This window comes from Oceanicella actignis (assembly GCF_008124525.1).
Classification (GTDB): Bacteria; Pseudomonadota; Alphaproteobacteria; order Rhodobacterales; family Rhodobacteraceae; genus Oceanicella; species Oceanicella actignis.
Map to the genome: position 1 here is coordinate 169,841 of NZ_VNHJ01000002.1, position 23,430 is coordinate 193,270.

20 protein-coding genes are annotated in these 23,430 nt (G+C 72.3%); 3 read left to right on the forward strand and 17 right to left on the reverse strand.

Annotated elements, in window-relative coordinates:
- Window positions 1-6: 6 nt before the first annotated feature.
- The 14 genes from LY05_RS03500 to betI all read right to left on the reverse strand — a co-directional run bounded on the left by LY05_RS03500 (window position 7) and on the right by betI (window position 16,892).
- Window positions 7-1,245 (reverse strand): lipopolysaccharide biosynthesis protein, encoded by a 1,239-nt coding sequence (locus LY05_RS03500; protein ID WP_170258796.1) that lies wholly within the window; start codon window positions 1,243-1,245, stop codon window positions 7-9.
- Entirely contained in the window at window positions 1,242-2,408 is a 1,167-nt protein-coding gene (locus LY05_RS03505) for an O-antigen ligase family protein (protein WP_072746904.1), read from the reverse strand. Before LY05_RS03505 ends, LY05_RS03500 begins: the two co-directional genes overlap by 4 nt.
- Window positions 2,405-3,292 carry a sulfotransferase family protein gene (locus tag LY05_RS03510; RefSeq protein WP_148922120.1) on the reverse strand — a complete coding sequence of 296 codons (888 nt, stop codon included), beginning with the start codon at window positions 3,290-3,292 and terminating at the stop codon, window positions 2,405-2,407. Before LY05_RS03510 ends, LY05_RS03505 begins: the two co-directional genes overlap by 4 nt.
- Before the next feature lie 21 nt (window positions 3,293-3,313).
- The gene (locus LY05_RS03515; protein WP_148922121.1) at window positions 3,314-5,437 is read right to left on the reverse strand and encodes a GumC family protein; all 2,124 of its coding nucleotides are present in this window, start codon (window positions 5,435-5,437) and stop codon (window positions 3,314-3,316) included.
- Window positions 5,438-5,523: 86 nt separating this feature from the next.
- Entirely contained in the window at window positions 5,524-6,645 is a 1,122-nt protein-coding gene (locus LY05_RS03520) for a glycosyltransferase family 4 protein (RefSeq protein WP_170258798.1), read from the reverse strand.
- 1,040 nt (window positions 6,646-7,685) lie between these two features.
- Window positions 7,686-8,819, reverse strand: a complete 1,134-nt coding sequence (gene pqqE / locus LY05_RS03525; protein ID WP_072746901.1) for a pyrroloquinoline quinone biosynthesis protein PqqE — start codon at window positions 8,817-8,819, stop codon at window positions 7,686-7,688.
- Window positions 8,816-9,142: a pyrroloquinoline quinone biosynthesis peptide chaperone PqqD gene (gene pqqD / locus LY05_RS03530; protein WP_148922123.1), complete on the reverse strand. Its 327-nt coding sequence runs from the start codon at window positions 9,140-9,142 to the stop codon at window positions 8,816-8,818. The genes pqqE and pqqD overlap by 4 nt, the downstream gene beginning before the upstream one ends.
- On the reverse strand, window positions 9,139-9,897 hold the full coding sequence (gene pqqC / locus LY05_RS03535) for a pyrroloquinoline-quinone synthase PqqC (RefSeq protein WP_072746900.1): 759 nt from the start codon (window positions 9,895-9,897) through the stop codon (window positions 9,139-9,141). Before pqqC ends, pqqD begins: the two co-directional genes overlap by 4 nt.
- Window positions 9,894-10,787 carry a pyrroloquinoline quinone biosynthesis protein PqqB gene (pqqB, locus tag LY05_RS03540; RefSeq protein WP_148922124.1) on the reverse strand — a complete coding sequence of 298 codons (894 nt, stop codon included), beginning with the start codon at window positions 10,785-10,787 and terminating at the stop codon, window positions 9,894-9,896. The genes pqqC and pqqB overlap by 4 nt, the downstream gene beginning before the upstream one ends.
- A gap of 75 nt (window positions 10,788-10,862) precedes the next feature.
- Entirely contained in the window at window positions 10,863-10,970 is a 108-nt protein-coding gene (gene pqqA, locus LY05_RS03545; protein ID WP_072746898.1) for a pyrroloquinoline quinone precursor peptide PqqA, read from the reverse strand.
- Between the two features lie 635 nt (window positions 10,971-11,605).
- The gene (betA, locus tag LY05_RS03550; RefSeq protein ID WP_148922358.1) at window positions 11,606-13,282 is read right to left on the reverse strand and encodes a choline dehydrogenase; all 1,677 of its coding nucleotides are present in this window, start codon (window positions 13,280-13,282) and stop codon (window positions 11,606-11,608) included.
- Between the two features lie 26 nt (window positions 13,283-13,308).
- The gene (betB, locus tag LY05_RS03555; RefSeq protein ID WP_148922125.1) at window positions 13,309-14,769 is read right to left on the reverse strand and encodes a betaine-aldehyde dehydrogenase; all 1,461 of its coding nucleotides are present in this window, start codon (window positions 14,767-14,769) and stop codon (window positions 13,309-13,311) included.
- The gene (betC, locus tag LY05_RS03560; RefSeq protein WP_148922126.1) at window positions 14,769-16,280 is read right to left on the reverse strand and encodes a choline-sulfatase; all 1,512 of its coding nucleotides are present in this window, start codon (window positions 16,278-16,280) and stop codon (window positions 14,769-14,771) included. Before betC ends, betB begins: the two co-directional genes overlap by 1 nt.
- A gap of 15 nt (window positions 16,281-16,295) precedes the next feature.
- Window positions 16,296-16,892: a transcriptional regulator BetI gene (gene betI / locus LY05_RS03565; protein ID WP_148922127.1), complete on the reverse strand. Its 597-nt coding sequence runs from the start codon at window positions 16,890-16,892 to the stop codon at window positions 16,296-16,298.
- 127 nt (window positions 16,893-17,019) lie between these two features.
- On the opposite strand from betI, the gene LY05_RS03570 reads away from it, so the two are divergent.
- From LY05_RS03570 to choV, 3 genes are all read left to right on the forward strand, one after another.
- The gene (locus LY05_RS03570) at window positions 17,020-17,955 is read left to right on the forward strand and encodes a choline ABC transporter substrate-binding protein (protein ID WP_083581219.1); all 936 of its coding nucleotides are present in this window, start codon (window positions 17,020-17,022) and stop codon (window positions 17,953-17,955) included.
- 62 nt (window positions 17,956-18,017) lie between these two features.
- Window positions 18,018-18,863, forward strand: a complete 846-nt coding sequence (choW, locus tag LY05_RS03575; RefSeq protein ID WP_072746893.1) for a choline ABC transporter permease subunit — start codon at window positions 18,018-18,020, stop codon at window positions 18,861-18,863.
- Window positions 18,860-19,906, forward strand: a complete 1,047-nt coding sequence (choV, locus tag LY05_RS03580; protein ID WP_148922128.1) for a choline ABC transporter ATP-binding protein — start codon at window positions 18,860-18,862, stop codon at window positions 19,904-19,906. Before choW ends, choV begins: the two co-directional genes overlap by 4 nt.
- Window positions 19,907-19,939: 33 nt before the next feature.
- On the opposite strand, the gene LY05_RS03585 is transcribed toward choV, so the two are convergent.
- Genes LY05_RS03585 through LY05_RS03595 form a run of 3 tightly spaced genes read right to left on the reverse strand, consistent with a single transcriptional unit; the run spans window position 19,940 to window position 23,389 of the window.
- Window positions 19,940-20,761 carry a CpsD/CapB family tyrosine-protein kinase gene (locus LY05_RS03585; protein ID WP_148922129.1) on the reverse strand — a complete coding sequence of 274 codons (822 nt, stop codon included), beginning with the start codon at window positions 20,759-20,761 and terminating at the stop codon, window positions 19,940-19,942.
- Window positions 20,762-20,797: 36 nt separating this feature from the next.
- Window positions 20,798-22,411 (reverse strand): GumC family protein, encoded by a 1,614-nt coding sequence (locus tag LY05_RS03590; RefSeq protein ID WP_148922130.1) that lies wholly within the window; start codon window positions 22,409-22,411, stop codon window positions 20,798-20,800.
- Window positions 22,412-22,441: 30 nt separating this feature from the next.
- The gene (locus LY05_RS03595) at window positions 22,442-23,389 is read right to left on the reverse strand and encodes an ExeA family protein (protein WP_211356274.1); all 948 of its coding nucleotides are present in this window, start codon (window positions 23,387-23,389) and stop codon (window positions 22,442-22,444) included.
- Between the last annotated feature and the right edge of the window lie 41 nt (window positions 23,390-23,430).

Below are 23,430 nucleotides of genomic sequence, written 5' to 3' on the forward strand. Positions count from 1 at the left end.
GTCCGCTCAGCGCAGCTGCGTCGCCAGCCGGCGCAGCTGCGCGGCGGCAAGGGCGCACCATGCGGCCATGGTGGCCAGCGCGGCGCCCGTCGCCCCCCAGCCCGGAGCGAGCGCGGCCAGAAGCGCCGCGTTGATCCCGACCGCAAGCCACGCCGCGCCCGCGAACGCCCCTGCCGCGCCCAGAACCGGCAGCGCCAGCTCGGCCACGCCCGAGGCGGCCAGAACCAGCGCGCCCAGCGTCAGAATGACGAGCGCGGGCGCGGCGGCGGCGAAATCGGGACCGAACCAGCCCAGAAGCCAGCCCGGCGCCGCCAGCGCAAGCGCCGCGGGCGGCGCCGCGCCCAGCAGCGAGACGATGGCGGCCAGGCGAAGCTGCCGCCGCGCCTCGGCCTTGCGCCCGCCATGCCAGGCGGCCGAGATGCGCGCGGGAAACATCTTGCCCGCCGTCCGCGCGCCAAGCAGCGCCAGCTGCGACAGGCGCGACGCGGCTCCATAGGCGCCGACCACGGCGGGCGGCGCGACAAGACCCAGGATCAGCGTGTCGAGCCGCCCCAGAAGCCGCTTGCCCAGCATCCCCGCGGCCAGCGCGGCCAGCTCGCGCCCGGCGACCTCGGGATCGGCGGCGGGCGCGGCGCGGCGCGCCTCGTCCGGCAGGGCGGTCAGAAAGCGGCGCCAGCCCAGCCCCGCGCCCACCGCCAGCGCCGCTGCATAGACCGCCAGCGCCGCGCGCCAGTCGCCCGCCGCGCCTGCGGCCGTGGCCAGGAGCACGGCCGCGGGCGCGACGATCTGTTCGGGCAACAGCGACGCCGCCGGCCTGCCGACGGCCTGCAAGGCGCGTTCGCTCAGCCGCGTCAGCGTCAGCGCCGGAAGAAGGGCGGCCGTCCAGGCCACGGCGTCGGCCAGGGCGAATCCGGCGCGCCCCAGCGCCGCGCCCAAGCCGAGCAGCAGCGCCGCGCCCAGCGCCGCCGCGACCATGGGCTGGGCCAGCGCGCGGCGGGCCAGCGCCCGCAGCTGCGGCCAGCGGCCGGCGGCGGCGTGCGCGTGCACGTGGCGCAGCAGCGCCAGGGGCCAGCCCAGAGCGCAAGCCAGCGACAGGGTCGTCGCCAGGGCCAGCGCGTAGCTCAACCTTCCATAGTCGCTTGCGCCCAGTGCGGCGGCCAGCGCCGCGTGCATCAGGAATTGCGCCCCCGCCCCCGCCGCATTCAACGCCGCCAGCCCGCCGAAGGCGCGCGCAAGGCGGCTCATGGCGCCGCGCCCGGAGCGAAGCGCCGGCGCGCGCGCTCGAGATTGGCGTGCGCCAGGGCCACGCCGACGCCCACCCAGAAGACCCATTCGGTGATGCCGTCATGCAGGGTGTAGAGCGTCGTCACATAGACCGGCACCGGCAGATGGCGCGGCGCGTATCTTGCCACCTTCAGCAGCACGATCGCCAGGAACAGCGTCAGCAGCGCCCAGGCCGGCGGGCCCCACTCGCCGAAGGTCGAGATGTAGAGGTTGTGCGCCTGCTGCTCGCGCTCGAAGAAGGACAGGGTCGCGACGTGATAGCGGTCGTAAGCCTCGGGACCCGCGCCGTAGCCGACGCCCAGAAGCGGGTTCTTCAGCCCCATGTTGATGTAGGTCAGCCAGTGCTCGTAGCGCTTGGTGGTGGCCAGCGTCAGCCAGGCCCGCGCCTGGGGCGACAGCGCCTGGTCCAGCGCCCAGATCCACAGCGGCGTCGTCGCGGCGGCGCCGAGCAGCGCGGCGGCGCTTGCGAATTTCAGCCGCGCGCCGGGCGCCAGATGCACCGCCAGCGCCGCCAGCCCGGCCATGGCGAAGCCCCGGCTGCCCGTGGTCAGCGTGGCGAGCGCGAAGAACAGCGCCGGCCAGGGACGGCGATGGGCCAGAAACAGGATCGCCAGGAAGAAATAGAGCCCCGCGCTGTGGGTGTGATAGCCCGCCAGGCCCATGAAGCGCGGCAGCGTCAGCCCGCCCAGGCTGCGCACGCTTTCGGGCTCTCCGACCGCGATCTCGAGCGGGATCGCGATCAGCGCCACGGGCAGCAGGATCCGCGCGGCCATGTTGGTCAGCTCGTGCGGCGGGCGGGTCGAGACGAAATGCGCCAGCGCGACCATGAGGAAGATCTGCGCGATCTTGACCAGCGCCAGCGGGTCGGGATTGACGGCGAGCGTGCCGAGCACCCCAAGGCACAGCATCGCATAGATCGGCGCGGCAAGCGTCAGCAGCCGCCCCGTCGCCGCCAGGAATCCAAGCCCCGCGAGCGGCGCCAGCGCGCGCAGGTAAAGCGGCAGCTCGGCCGGGTTCTTGATCGCGCCGAGCGTTGCCATGGTCATCAGCAGCGCCGCCGTGCCCTCGGACAGCGCCCGCGCGCGCGTCTCGGGCGCGGGCCAGGTCGCGCGCGCGCCGCTCATGCGTCTGCATCCGCCGGCGGATAGCCGAGCGCGCGCAGCAGGTCTCCGGCCTCGCGGTCGATGATGCGCCGGTCCTCGGCCGACAGGCGCGCGCGGCTCGCGGCGTTGAGATCCGCGACGGGCCGTTCCTCGCCATGCACGCGCTTGACGCCGGCATGCGAGCGCGCGAAGGGCGCGATGCCGATGAACTCGGCCAGGCGGGCCAGCTCGGCGTCGATGTCGCGGGTCAGGTCCTCGTAACGGACCTCGATGAAGCGCTCGAGCCGGGGGCGGTCGCGCGCCGCAAGCTCGACGCTGGCGCGCCATTGGCGGATGCACAGCTCGATGGGATAGCGGATCAGGCCCTGGGGGTTGCCGCGCTCGGCCGGACGGGCCTTGCGGCGGATGCCCTCGGCCGCCGCCGCGCCGTCGCGCAGCACATGGATGAAGATCGCGCCCGGGAACAGCTGCTGCAGCAGCGGCATGCGGTAGGTGTTGGCGATGGACTTCTCGACCAGGACCGGCCGCGGCGGGCCGGACCAGAAGCCCCATTGGCGGCGGATGCGGCGCAGGTCGTCGGGCGAGAAGTCTTCGGGCCGCTGCTCGAGCCGATCAAGGCAGACATGCCACATGCGCGGCCAGCCCAGCGCCTCTGGATGCGACAGGCGGTCGGTCAGATAGACCCCCTCGGCGGGCGGGCCCATCACCTGCGGATGCGTGCGCAGCGCGTCGGCCAGCAGCGTGGTGCCCGAATTGTAGCAGCCGGTGACGAACACCCACCGTTCGGGCCGCGCCTCGGGGCCCAGGCGCGCGGCCAGTGCGTGGCCCGCCGGCGTGCGCCCGAAGCGCCGCCAGGCGCGGGCCGGAAGCTGGTCGAGCGGGCGCAGGCGCGCAAGGTCGAGCATCGGGGCGGTCCCTTCGCCGGGTCAGTCCTGGTAATAGCGGTTCGACCCCGCCGGGCCGTAGCCGTAGAACCCCTCGCGCGCCATGCGGCGCGGGTCGGCCTGCGTCAGCGCCAGCCCCGCCACGCGCGCCTTGACCTGACGCAGCAGCGTCAGGCTGGCGGCGATCATCTCGCGCCGGGTGACGTTCCAGCGCACCACGAACAGCACCGCGTCGGCATGGCGCGAGATCACGCGCGCGTCGGGCACGGCCAGCACCGGCGGCGTGTCGATGACGATCATGTCGTAGCGCTGGCGCAGCTGGTCGATCAGCTCGCCGAAGCGGGCCGAGCTGAAGGCGTCGGCGGCGTTGACGGCGCTGCGCTCGCCGCGCAGGACGTGCAGGCCCGAAGCCTCGTCCACATGCAGCGCCTCGTCCAGCGCGGCCTGGCCGGCCAGCACCTTCATCAGGCCGGGCCTGTCGCGCGCGGCGGGGAAGTATTCGGCGAAGACCGTGCGGCGCAGGTCGCACTCCATCGCCAGCACTTTGCGCCCCATCATGGCGCTGTTCTGCGCCAGCAGAAGGGCGGTGGTGCTCTTGCCCTCGCCGGGCATGGACGAGGTGGTCATGATCACCTGCGGCGGGTCGTCCAGATCCGACATCAGGATCGCCGTGCGCAGGTCGCGCACCGCCTCGGCCAGCCGCGAGGAAGGCTTGCGCGTCATGTATTCGGCCAGCGCGCGGCGCCGGCGCGTGGGGGCGACGGGGATGACGCCCAGCACCGCCTCGCCGGTCAGCGCCTCGAGCTCCTCGCGCGAGCGCACGACGCTGCGCAGCAGACCCGCCGTCAGCACGATCAGCGTGCTCAGCATCAGGCCGCCGACAAGGGCCAGCGCCAGCGTGCGCTTCCAGCGCGGCTCGCCGGGCGCGGCGGGCGGTATGGCCTCGGACAGGATGCGGGCGTCGGCCTGCTGGATGCCCTGCTGAACCGAGGTCTCCTTCATGCGCGAGAGGAAATGCTCGTAGATCAGCCGCGACGCCTCGGCCTCGCGCTGCAGCTGCATCAGCTGCACCAGGTCGCGCGACTGGGCGCGCACCTCGTCTTCGAGCTGCGCCAGGCTGTCGCGCACCAGCGCGACCTGGCGCGCCAACCGGTCCCGGTCGGCCTCGAGCGCGGCCAGCGCGGCGTCGATCCGCGCCTGCGGCGCGTCGGCGCCAAGGCCCAGCAGGCGCGCCCGCTCTGCGCCGTCGGCCGCGGCGCGGGCGCGGGCCAGGCGCGCCTCGACGTCGTCGAGCTGCGCGCTCATCTCGGCAAGGCGCGCGCGCAGATCCTTGATCTGCCGCTCCTTCGCCGCCAGGGCCTGCGGGCTGACCAGCGCCGCGCGGGCCGAGAAGTCCTTGACCGCGGCCTCGGCCCGCTCGAGCTGCTCCTTGAGCTCGGCCACGCGCGCGCTCAGCCATTCGGTCGCCTTGCGGGTGGCCTCGAACTTCACCTCGAGCTGGTCGAGGATGTATTGCTCGGCGATGGCGTTGGCGATGCGGGCGGATTTGACGGGGTCTTCGGTCCAGACCGAGATCTCGAACACATAGGAGCCGTCGATGTTGACCGCGCTCATCGCGCCCTGCAGCAGGTCGATGGCGGTCTGGCGGCGCATGAATTCGGGGCCGAACTCGTCCGCCGCGGCGGCGGGGGGCGCCTCTTCCTCGCGCAGCAGCCGCTTCAGGCCGCCCAGCGCCGCGCGCGCCGCGTCCAGGGCGGCGCTCAGCGGGCCGCTTTCGTCCGGGGCCAGGTCGGGGTTGAATTCGGGGTCGTTCTCGAGCCCCAGCTTGTCCACCACCCGGCCCAGAAGGGCGCGCGACTGCAGCACCTCGATCTGGGTGTTGATCATCTCGTAATCCGAGGACAGCCCCCCCGCCACGGCCTGCAGGTCGATCACCTGGTTTTCCGAGGTGTCGAGCATGACCTTGGCCACGGCCTCGTAATAGGGGGTGGCGGTCGTCAGATGCCACAGCGCCAGGCCCAGCTGCGCGGCCGTCAGCAGCGCGATGAGCCGCCGCTTGCGCCAGAGCGTGCGCAGCGTCTCGCGCAGGTCGAACGAGTCTTCCTCGGCGGCGGCGGCCATCGCGGCGGCGCGGCTTGCGTCGCGGATCGGCGCTTGTCTGGTCATCGGCTGTTCCCGCTTGGCGGCTGCAAGGGTCCGTGCCGCCGTGGATAAGCCATTTTCGGCCTTCGCTCGACCATAAAAAGCGCGGGTCAAGGAACCGTTGACGCGCTGCGCGCGGGATTGATGCGCGCGTAAAGCGCGAGGTATCCGCGCGCCATGGCCTCGGGCGAGAAGGCGGCCAGGGCGTGTTCGCGCAGCGCCCCGGCCAGCGCCGCGCGCCGCTCGGGCGCGTCGAGCAGCGCCGCCGCCAGCGCCGCCAGCGCCGCCGGGTCGCGCGCGGGGGCGACCAGCGGGGCGCGCAGCGCGGGGGGGATGGTCTCGGCGAACACGTCGAAGCCCACCGGCGCGGCGCCGTTGAGCGCGGCCTCGATCGCCACCGTGGGCAGCCCCTCCCAGCGCGAGGTCATGACCAGGAGGCGGGCGCGCCGCATGGCCTGCTGCACCTGGGCGTTGGGCAGGGCGGGCGAAAGGCGGACCTCGTCGAGCCCCAGCGCGGCGAGGCGCGCGCGCAGGACGCCTTCAAGCTCGCCGCCGCCGATGACCAGCGCGCGCGGGGCGCGTCCGCGCAGGCGCGTCAGATGGGCCAGCGTCCAGGCGAAGGCCTCGGGGTCCTTCTGCGCCGTCAGGCGGCCGACGAACAGAACGTCGAGGTCGCGCGCCTCGTCCGCCGGGGGCGGGCCGGGCGGCGCGGCGACGCCGTTCGGGATCACCGCCGCCAGGGGATGCGCGTCCAGGCCGTAGCGCTCGGCGTTCAGGCGCGCGTCGGCCTGGCTGACCAGCGCCACCGCGTCGGCCCCGCGCAGCGCCGCGCCTTGCAGGGCGCGGGCGAGGCGCTGGTTGCGCCAGCTGGCGACATGGGTGCCGCGCACGTTGTAGAGCAGGCCGAAGCGCCCCCCGCAGGCCGCGCGGGCCATGCGCGCGGCCAGGGCGGCGCGCAGGCCGTGGGCATGGACGATGTCGGCGCCGCGCCCCTCGCGCGCGATGTCCAGCGCCAGCCGCGCAAGGCCGCGGCGCCCCCGGTGGCGGCCGAACGCGCACGAGGCGCCGGCCTCGGCGAAGGCGCGGCGCAGCGTCGGCGACGCGTCTGCGGGCAGCAGGAAGCGCGCCTCGGCGGCGCCGGGCGCCAGCTCGGCCAGCGCGGCGGTCAGGCGCAGGGCGTTCACATGGCCGCCGCCCATCTCGGCGTCGGGCAGGACGTGGAGTATGCGCATGCGTTTCCTTTCGCGTCGCGGCGCAACGCTCATAGTCCGCCCCGCCCGCCCGGCGCAAGCGCCGCGCCGCCCGGCGAAGCTTCGCCACGGGGCGGAAAGGGCGGAGCGGCGCCAGGCCGTTCGGTCCGCCGGGGCGCGATCAGGCATGGCCCGGGTCCCCTAAGCGCCGCAGGCCGGGCCGGGCAGGTTGGGGCGCGTGCGGCGCTTGGGGGCGGGCGGGTCGAGAGGACTGCGCGCAGCGTGACGTTGGGCGGGCGAGTTGGGACCGGGCGGGCCGGCGGGCGGCGCGGCGTCAGGCCGGGTGGGACGTCAGGTCGGGCGCCTGAACGGGCGAGCTGGCGCCCGGCGGGGCTGGCGGGCCGGCGGGCCCGGAGGGTTGGCCGAATGGGGCGCCGGTCCGGGCGGGGCCGGGTGGGGCTGCGGGCCGCGCGGGGCGTCGGGGCTGGCGGGCCGACAGGTCGAGCGGGGCGTCGGGCAGGGCGGGGCCGGGCTTGCCGGCAGGTCGAGCGGGTCGTCAGGCGGGGTGGGACGTCCGGTCGGCGGGTGATCGGGCAAGTTGGGGCCCGGCGGGGCCGGGTGGAGCCGGGGGCCGAGCGGGGCGTCGGGCAGGGCGGGGCCGGGCTTGCCGGCAGGTCGAGCGGGTCGTCAGGCCGGGTGGGACGTCCGGTCGGCGGGTGATCGGGCAAGTTGGGGCCCGACGGGGCCGGGTGGAGCCGCGGGCCGAGCGGGGCCGGGCTTGCCGGCAGGACGAGCGGTGCGTCGGGCCGGGCGGTCGATCGGGCGAGCTGCGGCTGGGCGCGCGGCCGATCCGAGCAGCGGCTTGCGGGCCGTCGGGCGGCCGGGGGCGACGGATCGGCGCATCCGGCCGCGCGCCCCTTCGACGGGCTTGGCGCGGGTGGGCGTCGCCCGGCCTTGCGCGGCGCGCGCGCGCTCGCGTTCAGCGGGTCGCTGCGCGCGTCCCGACGGTCGCCGCGCGCCGATCGCGGCCGCCCGTCCCCGGCGCCGGGCGCGGCGGGGTTCGCCCCGCGCCCTTGGGGCGCTCAGCCCGGGGCGGGGGCGCGCGGGACCAGCGGCGCCTCGGCGCCGGCCTCGGCGGCCTCGCGCAGCGCCGCGTCCAGCGCCGCGCGGTCGGGCGAGCGCGAGCAGGTCGGGTCGGTCGCGCTTGCGCGGCCCGTCATGGCCTGCGCCTGACAGCGGCAGCCGCCGAAGTCGCGCGTCTTGCGCTCGCACGAGGCGCAGGGCTCTTCCATCCAGTCGAAGCCGCGAAAGGCGGCGAAGGCCTCGGAGCGCAGCCAGATCTCGGCCAGCGGGCGCCGGCGCAGATTGTCGAAGCTGAGCCCGGGAATGGTCTCGGCCGCATGGCAGGGCAAGACCCGCCCGTCGGGCGCGACGTTCAGCCCCGTCGAGCCCCAGCCGCCCATGCAGGCCTTGGGGAACTCGGCGTAATAGTCGGGCGGCACGAAGTCGATGACCATCACGCCGCGCAGCCGCTCGCGCGCCTCGGCCACCACGTCGCGCGCGCGCAGCGCCTGCTCGCGCGTGGGCAGCAGCGCCGCGCGCGAGCGCATCGCCCAGCCGTGGAACTGCACGCAGGCCACCTCGAGCCGGCGCGCGCCCAGGCGCAGGGCCAGCTCGATGGTCTCTTCCAGCCGGTCCAGGTTGCGCCGGTGCATCACCGCGTTGATGGTCAGCGGAAAGCCGATGCGCGCGATCTCGCGCGCGACCTCCATCTTGCGCGCGAAGCCGCCGCGATAGCCGCCGATCTGATCGGCGGGGCCGGCCTCGACGCCCTGCAGCGACAGCTGCACATGGTCGAGCCCGATCTCGTCCAGCGCCTCGAGGCGGCGCGGGGTCAGGCCCACGCCCGAGGTGATGAGATTGGTGTAGAGCTCGGCCTCGACCGCGGCGGCGACGATCTGTTCAAGGTCGCGGCGCGAGGCCGGCTCGCCCCCCGACAGGTGCAGCTGCAGCACCCCCAGCGCGGCCGCCTGGCGAAAGGCGTCGGCCCATTCCTCGGCCGACAGCTCGGCGCTGCGCGCGGTCAGCTCGAGCGGGTTCGAGCAATAGGGGCACGAGAGCGGGCAGCGATGCGTCAGCTCGGCCAGCATGGCGATGGGTGGCGGCGGCGCCTCGGGCGCCTGGCGGGGCGCGGTCTGGGGGTCGGGGGCGGTCATGGGCGCAGCTCGATCATGCGCCGCGCGGCCAGGGCGGACAGGAAGCGCCCCGCATCGGCGGCGATGCGCTCGGGCGGCGCGTCGTAGGCGGCGGCCAGATCGGCCACGATGTCGGCGAAGCTGCGCGCGCCGTCTGCGCGTTCCAGGATCGCCACCCCGATTTGGTCGAGGCGCAGCGCGCGCTCGGGCGCCAGCAGCACCCAGCCCTGGCGCACCGCGTCCCAGCGCACGCGCACGCCGCGCGGCAGCGCCGGGCGCGCCGCCGGGTCGATGGGCGCGGGCGGCGCGGGCGCGCGGTTGCGGGCCGGTCCGGGGGCGCTCATGCGGCGCGCTCCAGCAGGCCCTCGCCGGGGCGCCAGGCGCCGGGCGGGATGCGGGCCGGTTCGACATAGGCCGACCACAGCGCGTCGAGCTGGGCCCAGAGCACGTCGGTCTTGAACTCGAGCGCGGCGGCGGCGGCGTCCTGCTTTTCGCGCGTGTCGGCGTGGTCCAGCACCCAGGCCAGGCCGAAGGCGACGTCCTCGGGGGCCTCGGTCAGGCGCTTGCGGAAATAGGACAGCGCCGCGTCGTCGGCGAAGTCGTAATGGCGCAGCAGGCCCTCGATGCGCTCGGCGTGGATCTTCGGCGCGAACAGCTCGGTCAGCGACGAGGCCACCGCGTCGAGCAGCGGCATGTCGCGCACGAAGCGCACATAGGCGTCCACCGCGAAGCGGGTGGCGGGCAGCACGCCGCGCTCGGAGGCGACGTAGTCGGGGTCGAGCCCCACCGCCTGCGCCAGCCGCAGCCAGCGGGCGATGCCCCCTTCGCGCGCGTCGGTCCCGTCATGGTCCTCGATGCGCTTGCGCCATGCGCGGCGCAGCGCCGGATCGGAGACGCGCGACATGAAGGCGGCGTCCTTCATGGGGATGCGGCTCTGGTAATAGTAGCGGTTGATGACCCAGGCGCGCACCTCGTCGGGCGAGCAGCCGCCCGAATGCAGCCGCCGGTGGAAGGGGTGCTTGTCATGGTAGCGGGCGTCGCCGATGGCGCGCAGGCGGGCCTCGAAGGCGGCGCGGTCCTGCGGGGCGGTCTGGGTCATGGCGCAAGCTCCATTCCGTCATGGGCGATGGTCCAGCCCGCCGCCTCGGCCTCGGCCCGTTCGGGCGAGGCGGGGTCGAGGGCCGGGTTGGTGTTGTTGATGTGCACGAACACCTTGCGCGCGACGCCCAGCGGGGCGAAGGCGGCGATGGATTCGCGCATCGACATGTGCCCCATGCGCTTGCCGGTCTTGGCGCCGGCGCCGGCGCGGGGCATTTCGTCGTCCTCCCAGACGGTGCCGTCGAACAGCACCAGCGCCGCGCCGCGCAGCCGCTCGGCCAGGGCCGGGGTCATGCGCGCGCAGCCGGGAATGTAGAAGACCTCGGGGCCGCCCGCCTCGGCGCGCAGGGCCACGCCCACGGTCTGCTCGCCCTCGGCGTCGGTGACCAGGCGCTCCTCCTCGCCCTCGAGATAGAGCGGAACCTTGCCGGGCACGGCGAACAGGCGCGCGCTCAGCCCCGGCGCCGGCGAGAAGGGGCGCTCGAGCGCGACCGTGCGGCGCGCGACCAGCGCCGGGTCGAGCGCGCCGAAGATCGGGTTGTCGGCCAGCACGGCGTGGATCGCGGGCGTGGCGAACAGGTCGAAGGCCGTCTTCTCGCGCAGGATCAGGAGCCCGGCCACATGGTCGATGTCGCCGTTGGTGACCAGCACCGAGGCGATGGGCGAGTGGCGCAGCGCGCGCGGGTGCAGCTCGGGCGTGGCGGCGATCTGGGCGCGGATGTCGGGCGAGGCGTTGATGACGGCCCAGCTTTCGCCGTCGGCGCTGACGCAGATCGAGGATTGGGTCAGCGCGGGAATGCGCCCGGCGCGCGCGGCGTTGCAATTGGCGCAGCCGCAGTTCCACTGCGGCAAGCCGCCGCCCGCCGCGGCCCCCAGAACCTTAAGGCGCATGGCGTCGGCCTCTTGCGCGGATGCCAAGGGCGCCCGGCGCCGGCGCTCGGCCGGCGCCGTGGCGCGTCGGAACGGTCAGAACAGGTCGTCTTCGCCCTCGGCGGGGAAATACATGTTGATCTCCATGCCGCAGGAGACTTCTTCGATTTTCGGCGCGGTCCAGGCCATGCGTCTTCCTCCCATGTGGCGCCTTGCGCCGCGCGCGGCGGCCAAGGCGGGTTCCGGGGATTTCTCCCCGCGCATCCGAGCGTGTCAGCGCGGCCGCCCGCGATCAAGTGCCCAATAGTAGTAACGCAAGGGAACGTGACGGCTGTCGCGTGAGGGCGGCGCGTCGAAGCGGCGCGGGGCGCTCGCGCAAACGGCCGGCCTCGCCCATGGCGAGCCGACCGCCGTGTTCCAGGCCTCGGTCCCTTCGCGCCTCGCCCCAAACTTCCTTCGCGCGAAGGCGGCCTGACGCGCCTCGGGCTGCGTCGCGATGCGCGGTCGAGGCGTTGCCGCAGGCTCCGTTCCGTCGCGCCGGGCGACCGTGATCGCAGCGCGCAGAGCCTGCGTGCAGAATGCCGCGGGCGGGGTGATCGGCGGCTGAATTAAGAAAAGGTAAAACCGGCAATCCGCGCGAGAAGGCGCGTTTGCTTTCGCATTCGCGCGCGTGCGGCCCCGGCGGCCCTTGATCGCGCCCGATCGCGCGTCGGCCAGGCCGCGGACGCGGCGCGCGGCGCCCGCGGCGCGATGCGCGGGGCGGGTCGGAGGGCGAATCCGGGGGGCGAATTCGGGGGTGAATCGGGGGCGAATCGGGCGGGCCGATTCGCCCCGCGCGGTCAGCGGTCGCTCTCGCGCCAGCGCGGATTGATCCACGGGCGCAGGTTCTCGGGCGGCAGGGGCGTGCGGCCCAGGATGTGATCCGAGGCCTTCTCGCCGACCATGATCGAGGGCGCGTTCAGGTTGCCGTTCGTGATGCGCGGGAAGATCGAGCTGTCGGCCACGCGCAGCCGCTCGACGCCGATGACCCGGCATTCGGGGTCGACCACCGCCATCGGATCGTCCCGCGCGCCCATGCGGCAGGTCCCGCAGGGGTGATAGGCGCTTTCGGCGTGCTCGCGCACGAAGGCGTCCAGCTCGTCGTCCGAGCGCACATCCGCCCCCGGCGAGATCTCGGGGCCGCGGAAGGGGTCGAAGGGCTTTTGCGCGAAGATCTCGCGCGTGGCGCGGATGCAGCGGCGAAAGTCGATCCAGTCCTGCTCGTGGCTCATGTAGTTGAACAGGATCGAGGGCGCCTCGCGCGGGTCGGCCGAGCGCAGCTTCACGCGCCCGCGCGAGGGCGAGCGCATGGGGCCCACATGGGCCTGGAAGCCGTGCCCCTCGGCCGCCGCCTTGCCGTCGTAGCGCACCGCGAAGGGCAGGAAGTGGAACTGGATGTCGGGGTATTCCACCCCCGCGCGCGAGCGGATGAAGCCCGCGCTTTCGAACTGGTTCGACGCGCCCAGCCCCGACTTGAAGAACAGCCATTGCGCGCCGGCCAGCGCCTTGCCCAGCAGGTTCCAGTGCTTGTAGAGCGTGATGGGCTGCGTGCAGGCCTGCTGGATGTAAAGCTCGAGATGATCCTGCAGGTTGCGCCCCACGCCGGGGCGGTCGACCAGCGGGGCGATGCCCGCCTCGGCCAGCTCGGCCGCCGGGCCGATGCCGGACAGAAGCAGCAGCTTGGGCGAGTTGATGGCCGACGCCGCCAGGATGACCTCGCGGCGCGCGCGCACGGTGAAGGTGCGCCCCCCGCGCGAGACCTCGACCCCGACCGCGCGCCCCTCTTCGATCACGACGCGGCGCGCGAAGCAGCGCAGCAGGTCGCAGTTGGGCCGCCGCAGCGCCGGGCGCAGATAGGCGTTCGCCGCGGACCAGCGGCGGCCCTTCCAGACCGTCTGCTCCATGGGGCCGAAGCCTTCCTGCTTCTCGCCGTTGTAGTCGTCGGTGCGCTCGTAGCCGGCGGCCGCGCCCGCCTCGACGAAGGCGCGGTAAAGCGGGTTGCGCCGCGGGCCGCGCGTGACGTGCAGCGGGCCGCCCTTTCCGCGCCAGCGCGGATCGCCCGGCCCGGCGTCGGGGAAGGGGCCGCCGGGGTGCCAGTCTTCCATGCGCTTGAAATAGGGCAGCACCTCGGCGAAGGACCAGCCCGCCGCGCCCTGCTCGGCCCAGTGGTCGAAGTCGCGCGCATGCCCGCGCACATAGACCATGCCGTTGATCGAGGACGAGCCGCCGATCACCTTGCCGCGCGGGCAGGCCAGCCGCCGCCCGCCCAGATGCGGCTCGGGGTCGGTGCGGTAGCCCCAGTCGTAGAGGCTCATGTTCATCGGATAGCTCAGCGCCGCCGGCATCTGGATGAAGGGGCCGGCGTCGGTGCCGCCATGCTCCAGCACCAGCACCGAGCGGGTTCCGTCCTCGGACAGGCGGTAGGCCATGGCGCAGCCGGCCGAACCTGCGCCGACGATGACGTAATCGGCTTCCATGTCGTGGCTCATCGGCGGCTCCGGCGTCAGTAGGGGCTGTCGACCGGCTTCATGCCGACATAGACGCTCTTGATCTGCGAATAGTGATCGAGCGCCGCGCGCGAGTTCTCGCGCCCCACGCCCGACTTGCGCATGCCGCCGAAGGGGGCCTCGACCGGCGCCAGGTTGTAGGCGTTGATCCAGCACGCGCCGGCGCGGATGCGCGCGATGACCCGGTGCCCGCGCTTGAGGTCGCGGGTGAACACGCCGGCCGAGAGGCCGAACTCGGTGTCGTTGGCGCGGGCGATCACGTCCTCTTCGTCCTCGAAGTCGAGCACGCACATGACGGGTCCGAAGATCTCTTCGCGGGCGATGCGCATGTTGTCGGTCACGTCGGCGAAGACGGTGGGCTGCACCCACCAGCCGGGGCCGGGCAGGGCCTGGCCGCCGCAGACCAGGCGCGCGCCCTCGCGCTTGCCAAGCTCGATGTAGCTCATCACCTTGGCGTGCTGGGCGGCGCTGACCACGGGGCCCAGCTGCGTCGCCTCGTCCAGCGGGTCGCCGATGCGGATGGCGGCCGTGCGCTCGGCCAGGCGGGCCAGGAAGCGCTCCTTGATCGCGCGGTGCACATAGACGCGCGTGCCGTTCGAGCACACCTGCCCCGTCGAGTAGAAGTTGCCCAGCATGGCGCCCCCGACGGCGTCCTCGAGGTCGGCGTCGTCGAAGATGATGAGCGGCGACTTTCCGCCCAGCTCCATGGTCACGTGCTTGAGCTGCGCGGCGGCGGCCGAATAGACCTTGGCGCCGGTGGGAACCGAGCCGGTCAGCGACACCTTGTCCACCCGCGGATCGGTCGCCAGCGCCGCGCCCACGTCGCCCAGCCCCTGGACCACGTTGAACAGCCCCGGCGGCGCGCCCGCCTCGATCATGATGCGCGCGACCTCGAGCGCGCAAAGCGGCGTCGTCTCGGAGGGCTTGAACACCATGGCGTTGCCGCAGGCCAGCGCCGGCGCCGCCTTCCAGCAGGCGATCTGGGTCGGGTAGTTCCAGGCGCCGATGCCCACGCACACGCCCAGCGGTTCGCGGATGGTGTAGACGAAATCGTCGCCCGGCCCGCCGAGGGGGATGTATTCGCCCGTGATCGCGTCGGCCAGCCCGCCGAAATACTCGAGCGCGTCGGCGCCCGACGTGGCGTCGGCCACCAGCGTTTCCTGCAGCGGCTTGCCGGTGTCGAGCGTCTCGAGCTCGGACAGCTCGCGGTTGCGCGCGCGGATGATGTCGGCCGCGCGGCGCAGCACGCGCCCGCGCTCGGCCGGGGCGGTCGCGGCCCAGACGGCCTGGGCGGCGCGGGCGCTTTCCAGCGCGCGGTCGATCACCGCGGGCGTGGCGGAATGGACGCGGGCGATGACCTCGCCGGTGGCGGGGTGGAAGACGTCGATCGGGGCGCCGGCGGCGTCCTCGACGAAGGCGCCGTCGATGAAATGCGAAGCCTCGGGTTGCGCGCGCATCATTCTCCTCTCGGGAAACGCTGGGTTTCCTCCAGAACGTTCAGATCCATGTGGTTGCGCATGTAGCGCTCGGACGCCCTGAGCAGCGGCTGGTGGTCCCACGGGAAATAGGCGCCGTTGCGCAGGGCCTCGTAGACGATCAGCCGCCGCGCCTGGCTTTCGCGCACGGCGGCGTCGAAGGCGTCCAGGTCCCAGCGGCGGGCGATTTCGGCCGCCAGACGCGCCTCGACCTCGGCATGGGCGGGGTCGCCGGCAAGGTTGTCGAGTTCGTGCGGGTCGGATTCGAGGTCGAACAGCTGCGGCGGGTCCAGCTTGCAGACGACGTATTTCCACCGCCCGTCGCGCAGCGCGACCAGCGGCGCCTCGGACGCCTCGGCGGCGTATTCCATCGCCACCGGAGCCGTGCGCGCGCCGCCGGCGGCCAGCGGAACCAGGCTCTGGCCGTCGGTCCAGGGCATGACCTCGTCCAGCGACACGCCCGCCAGCTCGGCCAGCGTCGGGACCACGTCCATGGTCGAGACCGGCGCCGCCACGCGCCCCGGCGCCATCTGCGGGGCCGAGATCATCAGCGGCACGCGGGCCGAGCCCTCGTAGAAGCACATCTTGAACCACAGCCCGCGCTCGCCCAGCATGTCGCCGTGGTCGGACAGGAACAGGATGATCGCCTCCTGCCGCGTGGCCTCGAGCGCGTGCAGCACCTCGCCGATCTTCTCGTCCAGATACGAGATGTTGGCGAAATAGGCCCGGCGCGCGCGGCGGATGTGCTCGTCCGTGATGTCGTAGCTGCGCCAGTCGTTCGCGTCGAAGATGCGCCGCGCGTGGGGGTCGTGCCGCCCGTAGGGAATGGCGGGGACCTCGGGCAGCAGATGCGCGCAGTCCTCGTAAAGATCCCAGTGGCGGCGGCGCGCGACATAGGGGTCGTGCGGGTGCGTGAAGCTGACCGTCAGGCACCAGGGGCGGTCGTCCTTGCGCCGGCCAAGGTCATAGACCTTGCGCGTGGCGTGGTAGGCGACCTCGTCGTCGTATTCGAGCTGGTTGGTGATCTCGGCCACCCCGGCGCCGGTGACCGAGCCCATGTTGTGATACCACCAGTCGATGCGCTGGCCGGGCTTGCGGTAGTCGGGCGTCCAGCCGAAATCGGCCGGGTAGATGTCGGTGGTCAGGCGCTCTTCGAAGCCGTGCAGCTGGTCGGGGCCGACGAAATGCATCTTGCCCGACAGGCAGGTGTGCCAGCCCGCGCGCCGCAGATGGTGGGCGTAGGTGGGGATGTCGGACGCGAATTCGGCGGCGTTGTCGTAGACGCGGGTGCGGCTGGGCAGCTGGCCGGCCATGAAGCTGGCGCGGCCCGGCGCGCAGAGCGGGCTGGCGGTGTAGGCGTTGGCGAATCGGGTCGAGCGCGCCGCCAGCCACCTGAGATTGGGCGCGTGCAGCCACTCGGCCGGGCCGTCGGGAAACAGCGTGCCGGTCAGCTGATCGACCATGAAGATCAGGATGTTGGGCTTGTCGGCCATGGCGCGCTCCTCGGGTCAGCCGGCCAGCTCGCGCGCGGCCATGCGCACATAGTCGCGCACCCGCGCCCGGGCGGCGGCGCCGTCGGCCGGGGCCGGGCGCAGCGCGTGGCGGATGTAGAAGCCGTCGATCATGGCGGCGGCGCCTTCGGCCAGCTCGGCGGCGCGGGTGCGCGGGGCGCCTGGCAGCATCGCGCGGATGGCGTGGCGCAGGTTCGAATCGAGCCGCCGCGCATAGATGCGCAGCAGCCGCGCCGCCTCGGGCACATGATGCGCCTGAACGTAGAAGACCAGCCAGGCCGAGACGATCTCGTCCGAGAACTGCTCGGGGTCGAAGCTGGCGCCCAGAATCGCGTCCAGACGTTCGTCCGGGGTGCGCGCCGCCGCGAGGCGCGTGCGCACCGCGCGGCCGAACTCGTCCAGGATGCTGCGGAACGCGGCCAGGAAGATGCCGTCCTTGTTGCCGAAATAGTGATGCGCCAGCGCCGAGGACACGCCCGCCCGGTCGGCGATCTGGCGCACGGTCACGTCCAGCGAGCCGGCGCGGCCGATCTCGCGGATCGCGGCGTGGATGATTTCTGCGCGGCGGATAGGCTCCATCCCGATTTTCGGCATATGGTGGCCTCCGGGACCAGGGGGTTGCTTTCGGCGGACAGTATGGTTTTTAACTGACTCGTCAATCAAGAACAATGCATCGCCCGCCGCAGCCCGGTCCGCGATGCCGCAAAGGAGGAATGCATCGATGAAATCGCTCAAGACCGCCATCATGGGCGCGCTGGCCGCCGCGATGATGGCCGCGCCCGCCGCGCAGGCCGCGTGCGAGAAGGTCACCTTCGCCGATGTCGGCTGGACCGACATCACCGCCACCACCGCCGCGACGCAGGTCGTGCTCGAGGCGCTGGGCTACGACGTGGACGTCAAGGTCCTGTCCGTGCCCGTCACCTACGCCTCGATGAAGAAGGGCGACGTGGACGTGTTCCTGGGCAACTGGATGCCCACCATGGAAGGCGACATCGCCCCGTATCGCGAGGACGGCTCGGTCGAGGTCGTGCGCGCCAATCTCGAGGGCGCGAAATACACCCTGGCCACCAACGAGCACGGCGCCAAGCTGGGCATCCGCGACTTCAAGGACATCGCCGCGCACAAGGACGAGCTGGGCGGCAAGATCTACGGCATCGAGCCGGGCAATGACGGCAACCGCCTGATCATGGACATGATCGAGAAGGACGCCTTCGGCCTCAAGGGCTTCGAGATCGTCGAGAGCTCGGAGCAGGGCATGCTGGCGCAGGTCGATCGCGCCACGCGCCGCGGCGAGCCGATCGTGTTCCTGGCCTGGGAGCCGCACCCGATGAACGCCAACTACAAGCTCACCTATCTGAGCGGCGGCGACGACTGGTTCGGCCCCGACTACGGCGGCGCCACGGTCTACACCAACGTGCGCGCCGGCTTCGCCAAGGACTGCCCGAACGTCTACAAGCTGCTGCAGAACCTGGTCTTCTCGCTGCAGATGGAGAACGAGATCATGGGCGCCATCCTTGACGACGGGCAGGAGCCGAAAAAGGCCGCCGCCGCCTGGCTCAAGGCCCATCCCGAGGTGCTCGACGGCTGGCTCGAGGGCGTGACGACCCGCGACGGCGGCGACGCCAAGGCCGCGGTCAAGGCCGCGCTCGGCCTCTGACCCGCGCCGGGACGCAGGGGGGCGGGCCGCGGCCCGCCCCCTGATCATATCGGAGACCGGGCATGGACTGGCTGACCGAAAACAAGATCCCGATCGGGCGATGGGCCAAGGGGGCGTTCGACTGGCTCCAGACCCACGGCGCCTGGTTCTTCGACGGGCTGGCCGACGCGATGGACGCGCTGATCTCGGCGCTTCTGTCGGCGTTCCAGACGCCCCATCCGCTGGCGGTGGTGGCCGTCTTCGTGGCGCTGACCTGGGCGCTGCAGCGGTCGTGGAAGCTGTGCGCGCTGGTCGCGGCGGGGTTCCTGTTCATCCTCAACCAGGGCTATTGGGAGGAGACGACCGAAAGCCTGACGCTGGTGCTGTCCGCCTGCGTGGTCTGCATGGCGCTGGGCGTGCCCATCGGCATCGCCGCCGCGCACCGGCCGCGCATGTATGCCGCCATGCAGCCGGTCCTTGACCTGATGCAGACGCTGCCGACCTTCGTCTATCTGATCCCGGCCATCGTCTTCTTCGGCATCGGCATGACGCCCGGCCTCATCGCCACGGTGATCTTCGTGCTGCCCGCGCCCATCCGCCTGACGCATCTGGGCGTCAGCTCGACGCCCAAGGCGCTGCTCGAGGCCGCCGACGCCTTCGGCGCCACCCCGGCGCAAAAGCTGTGGAAGGTCGAGCTGCCCTGGGCGCTGCCGCAGATCATGACGGGGCTGAACCAGACCATCATGCTGTCGCTGTCCATGGTCGTCATCGCCGCGCTGGTCGGCGCCGACGGGCTGGGCGTGCCGGTGGTGCGCGCGCTCAACCAGGTCAACACCGCGCTCGGCTTCGAGAGCGGCTTCATCATCGTCGTCGTCGCCATCATCCTCGACCGGATGCTGCGGCTTGGACAGGGAAGGGGGCGCCGATGACCCGCAAGGCCGTGATCTTCGACAACGTCTCGATCGTGTTCGGCGATTCGCCCGACGAGGCGCTGCCGCTCATGGACCAGGGGCGCAGCCGCGCCGAGGTGCAGGAGGCGACGGGGCAGATCCTGGGCGTGCACGACTGCTCGCTCGAGGTCGCGCAGGGCGAGATCGTCGTGCTCATGGGGCTGTCGGGCTCGGGCAAGTCCACGCTTCTGCGCGCGGTCAACGGGCTGAACCCGGTCGCGCGCGGGCGCGTTCTGGTCGATGACGGCGAGGGCATGATCGACGTCACCGCCGCCGACGCCCGCACGCTGCGCCGCCTGCGCCTGAGCCGGGTCGCCATGGTCTTCCAGCAGTTCGGCCTTCTGCCCTGGCGCAACGTCATCGACAACGTCGCCTTCGGGCTGGAGCTGGCCGGCGTGCCCCGCGCCGAGCGCGAGGCCAAGGCGCGCGCGCAGCTTGACCTGGTGGGCCTGACCGACTGGGCCGAGCGCAAGGTGGCCGAGCTGTCGGGCGGCATGCAGCAGCGCGTGGGCCTGGCGCGCGCCTTCGCCACCGAGGCGCCGATCCTGCTGATGGACGAGCCCTTTTCCGCGCTCGACCCGCTCATCCGCGCCCGCCTGCAGGACGAGCTGCTGGACCTGCAGCGCAATCTGCGCCGCACCATCATCTTCGTCAGCCACGATCTGGACGAGGCGTTCAAGCTGGGCGACCGCATCGCCATCATGGAGGGCGGGCGCATCGTGCAGTGCGGATCGCCGCAAGAGATCGTGCGCAAGCCGGCCAACGGCTACGTCGCCGATTTCGTCGCGCACATGAACCCGATGGGCGTGCTGCGGGCCGAGGACGTCATGCGCCCCCTGGCCGGCGCCGCGCCCGACGGGCCGCGGGTCGAGCGCCGCGCCCCGGTGCGCGAGGTCATGGCCCTGCGCATGCGCACGGGCCAGCCGGTGATCGTCGTCGATCAGGGCGCGCCCGTCGGTCTGATCGGCGAGGCCGAGCTCTTGTCGGCCCTGCTCGGGCCGCAAGAGCAAGACGCCGCCTGACGCGCGCGGCGGCGGACGCGCCCCGCCGCCGCGTCAGTAGACGTAGTCGTATTCGTAGTAGTTTTCCGACTTCAGGTCGTAGCGGTTCAGGATCACGCCGCCCAGCGTGCCCATGTCGCTGATCAGGCGCTCGCTTTCGGCCAGCTCGTTCAGCTTGGTCTGCCCCGCCGAAGCGATCAGAAGCACCGCGTCCACATGCTGGGCGAAGGACAGGGCGTCGTCGCTGGCCAGCACCGGCGGCAGGTCGTAGATGACCACGTCGGGACGCAGCTCGTCCTTCATGGCCGCGATCGCCTCGGCGGCGACCGGGTCCTGGATCAGCTCGGCCGAGTTGCGGAAGGGCTGCCGGTTGACGCCGACGGCGAGCGAGTCGCCCACGCAGCGAAAGGTCTCCGTGACGCTTGCCTCGCCGCTGAGCCAGTCGCCGACGGATCTTTCGGTCCTCAGGCCCAGAACCTCGCCCAGCATGGGGCGCTTGAGGTCCATGTCGGCCAGCACCGTGCGGTGCGCCTTCTGCCGCGCAAAGCTCAGCGCCAGGTTGCAGGCGATCAGCGTCTTGCCGCAGGCCTTGGTCGGCGAGGTGATGGCGACCGAGGTCCAGCCGTTGCGCTCGAGCATCTTCATCAGCCGCGTGCGGAGGATGTCGAAGGGCACATGGGCCGGATCCTCCTTGGCGTGAGTGACGATGCGCGCGCGCTCGAGCCGCGCGGGGTCCGGGGTGAACTGTTCGAGCCGATCCCACGCCGCGGGGCGGCCTGAGCGCGGCCGCGCCACCTCGCGCGGGCGGCGCGCGGCGGCGGGGGCGTCCTCGCGGCTCATGCGCGCCTTGGCGATCGCTGCCTTGATCCGTTCCAATTCTGCGTCCTTTCGAAAATCGCGCGCCGTCTCGGCTCAGAGCTGCAGCCGTGCGCGGACCAGACCGACCAGCGAATCGAGCCGCGCCTTCTCGATCGCGCGCTCGGCCAGAAGGTCGAGGGGTAGGTAAAGGAAATGCAGCGCCGCCAGCCCTCCGGCCGTCGCCGCGATCACGCCGAGCGCGACCAGCGCGCGGCGGCGGCGTTGCGCGCGGATCTCGGCGGCGGTGCGCACCAGCGGGATGACCGCCAACGGTTCGATGTTCAGCGCCGCGACGATCTCGGACGGGCGGCGCACGCGGCGGTTCAGGAACTCGATCAGGAAGGCCAGCGCGACGCCGCCGCCAAGGCCGGCGCCAAGCCCGGCCAACAGGATCAGCGGGCGGTTGGGCGAGGCCGGGCGCTCGGGCACGCTGGGCTGCTCGATCACCTCGAAGCGCTCGGCCTGCTGCTTGAGCTCCAGCTGCTCGCCCGTCGCGGCGCTGGCCAGCTTGGCCTGCACGTCGCGATACTGGGCCTGCAGCCCCGCATAGCGCCGGTTGAGCCCGGCCAGCGCCATCTCGACCGAGGGCGTTTGCGAGATCGTGCGCTCCAGCTCGTGCTGTTCGCGGTCGAGCTGGGCGATCTCTTCCTCGATGTTGGCGATGCGCTTGTCGATGACCGCGATGTCCTGTTCGACCTTGCGGATGATGGCGTTGCGCCCGCTCGCGCCCGCGTCCTCGGCGGCCCCGTCGGCGGCGCCCAGCTCTTCGGCGACGATCTTGCGCAGGGCGGCGATGCGCGCATCCAGCGCGCGGATGCGCGGGTGGCTCTCGGCCAGGATGGCGCGCTGGCGCGCGCGCTCGCGCTCGAGCGCGCGCAGCTCCTTCTCGTTGTCGGTCAGCGGCCGGTCGAGCTGCTGCGCCAGAAGCTCGGGATCCTCGAGACCGGCGGCGAGGATGCGCTTTTCATCCAGCAGATTGGCGCGCTCGCGCTCGAGCAGCGAGATGCGCTGCTGCGTCAGCGCGAGGCGGTCGCGCCGGTAGTCGAGGCTTTCGGGAAGCGAGTCGCGATTGGCCTTCTTGAAGGCGACGATCTCGTTCTCAATCTTCTGCAGCTCGTCCGACAGGCGCGCGACCTCCTGCTCGAAGAACTCGTAGGTCTGGGCGGCGCGCCCGGTGCGCAGCTTGACGTTCTGCTCGAGGATCAGCGTCACCAGCTCGTTCGCGACGGCGGCGGCGACGCGCGGGTTGGAAGATTCGAAGGTCACGGTGAAGGCGATGGCGTTTCCGCCCCGCCGTCCTCCAAGGTTTACCAGCTCGAAGGTGGTGGCGTCGCGCATCGCGTCGAAGATCTGCGAGGGCGACATGTCGGGCCGGTCGGCGAAGACCCTGTGCTTGGCCGCGATGTCGAGCAGGGTCGCGCGCGTCAGCAGGCGCTGCTCGATGACGCGGATCCGCTCGGCCGCGTTCGAGGCCACGGTCGATTGCACGAGACTGGTGGGAATCTGCTGCGATTCGACCAGGATGGTCGCCGACGCCTTGTATCTGGGCGGCAGCAGATAGGCGACCGCCGCGAAGATGAGAAATGTCGCGATCGCAAAGCTCAGCACAAGGCCGAGGCGGCGCTTGATGATCGCCGTGATCAATCCGAAGTCGAATTCGCTGTTCATGTCGCCTTGACCTTGCGGGGCCGGCCGCGTTCAGCGGCGGGCTTCCCATATGCCGTTGAAAATGTTCTCTTCCGTTTCCGCCTCGGCCTGCTCGCGCGGGCGGGGCGGCGCGGCGCGGGCCTTGTCGGCGGGGGCGTCGGGGTCCGCGAAGACGCTGCTCGGGCCGCGGTCGGCCAGCACGTCGCGCACGATGCCTTCGTCGACGTTGGGCTTCTCGTCCGCGAAGGCGTAGACGAGGGCATAGTCGCACAGCTGGTTGATGAGCCGCGGAATGCCGCGCGACGCGCGGTGGATGACCGAGCAGGCCTGCGGCTCGAACACCTGGCGCTTGGCCCCGGCGACGCGCATGCGGTGGGCGATGTAGTCGGCCGTTTCGGCTTCGGTCAGACCGCGCAGATGGAATTCCGAAGCGACCCGCTGCGCGAACTGCACCAGATCCGGGCGCGCGATCAGGTCGCGCAGCTCGGGCTGTCCGACGAGGATCAGCTGCAGCAGCTCTTCCTTGTCCGCGTTGATGTTCGAGAACATGCGCAGCTCTTCCAGCGTCTCGGGCGTCAGGTTCTGCGCCTCGTCGAAGATCAGCGCGGTGCGCCGCCCGGCGGCGTATTCGGAGATCAGGAAATCCTGGAACTGCTTGAAGAGCTGGACGTAGCCGCGGCTCGGGTCGGCCTCCTGACCCAGCGCCATCAGCACCCAGTGCAGAAGCTCGCCGCGGCTGCCCTGGGCGTTCGAGATCAGTCCCACGCAGAAATCCTGCGGGATGTCGTTGAGGAGCTTGCGCACGAGGGTCGTCTTGCCCGATCCGATCTCGCCCGTGACGACGGTGATCGGCGCATGCGTGGCGATGCCGTATTCGAGCATCGTGTAGGCCTTGGCATGCGGCGGCGCCCAGTAGAGGAACTCGGGGTCCGGCAGCAGCGAGAACGGCCTTTCGCGCAAGCCGAAGAACGCGGTGTACATCTTGGACAGGTCACGCATGCGCTCGGTCCCTTGCGCCGATGCCGGGGACGCCGCGCGGA

Bases quoted from the DNA above. Each gene is read 5' to 3' on its own strand.
- LY05_RS03500 (WP_170258796.1), bottom strand. From the start codon at position 1,245: ATGAGCCGCCTTGCGCGCGCCTTCGGCGGGCTGGCGGCGTTGAATGCG.
- LY05_RS03505 (WP_072746904.1), bottom strand. From the start codon at position 2,408: ATGAGCGGCGCGCGCGCGACCTGGCCCGCGCCCGAGACGCGCGCGCGG.
- LY05_RS03510 (WP_148922120.1), bottom strand. From the start codon at position 3,292: ATGCTCGACCTTGCGCGCCTGCGCCCGCTCGACCAGCTTCCGGCCCGC.
- LY05_RS03515 (WP_148922121.1), bottom strand. From the start codon at position 5,437: ATGACCAGACAAGCGCCGATCCGCGACGCAAGCCGCGCCGCCGCGATG.
- LY05_RS03520 (WP_170258798.1), bottom strand. From the start codon at position 6,645: ATGCGCATACTCCACGTCCTGCCCGACGCCGAGATGGGCGGCGGCCAT.
- pqqE (WP_072746901.1), bottom strand. From the start codon at position 8,819: ATGACCGCCCCCGACCCCCAGACCGCGCCCCGCCAGGCGCCCGAGGCG.
- pqqD (WP_148922123.1), bottom strand. From the start codon at position 9,142: ATGAGCGCCCCCGGACCGGCCCGCAACCGCGCGCCCGCGCCGCCCGCG.
- pqqC (WP_072746900.1), bottom strand. From the start codon at position 9,897: ATGACCCAGACCGCCCCGCAGGACCGCGCCGCCTTCGAGGCCCGCCTG.
- pqqB (WP_148922124.1), bottom strand. From the start codon at position 10,787: ATGCGCCTTAAGGTTCTGGGGGCCGCGGCGGGCGGCGGCTTGCCGCAG.
- pqqA (WP_072746898.1), bottom strand. From the start codon at position 10,970: ATGGGAGGAAGACGCATGGCCTGGACCGCGCCGAAAATCGAAGAAGTC.
- betA (WP_148922358.1), bottom strand. From the start codon at position 13,282: ATGGAAGCCGATTACGTCATCGTCGGCGCAGGTTCGGCCGGCTGCGCC.
- betB (WP_148922125.1), bottom strand. From the start codon at position 14,769: ATGCGCGCGCAACCCGAGGCTTCGCATTTCATCGACGGCGCCTTCGTC.
- betC (WP_148922126.1), bottom strand. From the start codon at position 16,280: ATGGCCGACAAGCCCAACATCCTGATCTTCATGGTCGATCAGCTGACC.
- betI (WP_148922127.1), bottom strand. From the start codon at position 16,892: ATGCCGAAAATCGGGATGGAGCCTATCCGCCGCGCAGAAATCATCCAC.
- LY05_RS03570 (WP_083581219.1), top strand. From the start codon at position 17,020: ATGAAATCGCTCAAGACCGCCATCATGGGCGCGCTGGCCGCCGCGATG.
- choW (WP_072746893.1), top strand. From the start codon at position 18,018: ATGGACTGGCTGACCGAAAACAAGATCCCGATCGGGCGATGGGCCAAG.
- choV (WP_148922128.1), top strand. From the start codon at position 18,860: ATGACCCGCAAGGCCGTGATCTTCGACAACGTCTCGATCGTGTTCGGC.
- LY05_RS03590 (WP_148922130.1), bottom strand. From the start codon at position 22,411: ATGAACAGCGAATTCGACTTCGGATTGATCACGGCGATCATCAAGCGC.
- LY05_RS03595 (WP_211356274.1), bottom strand. From the start codon at position 23,389: ATGCGTGACCTGTCCAAGATGTACACCGCGTTCTTCGGCTTGCGCGAA.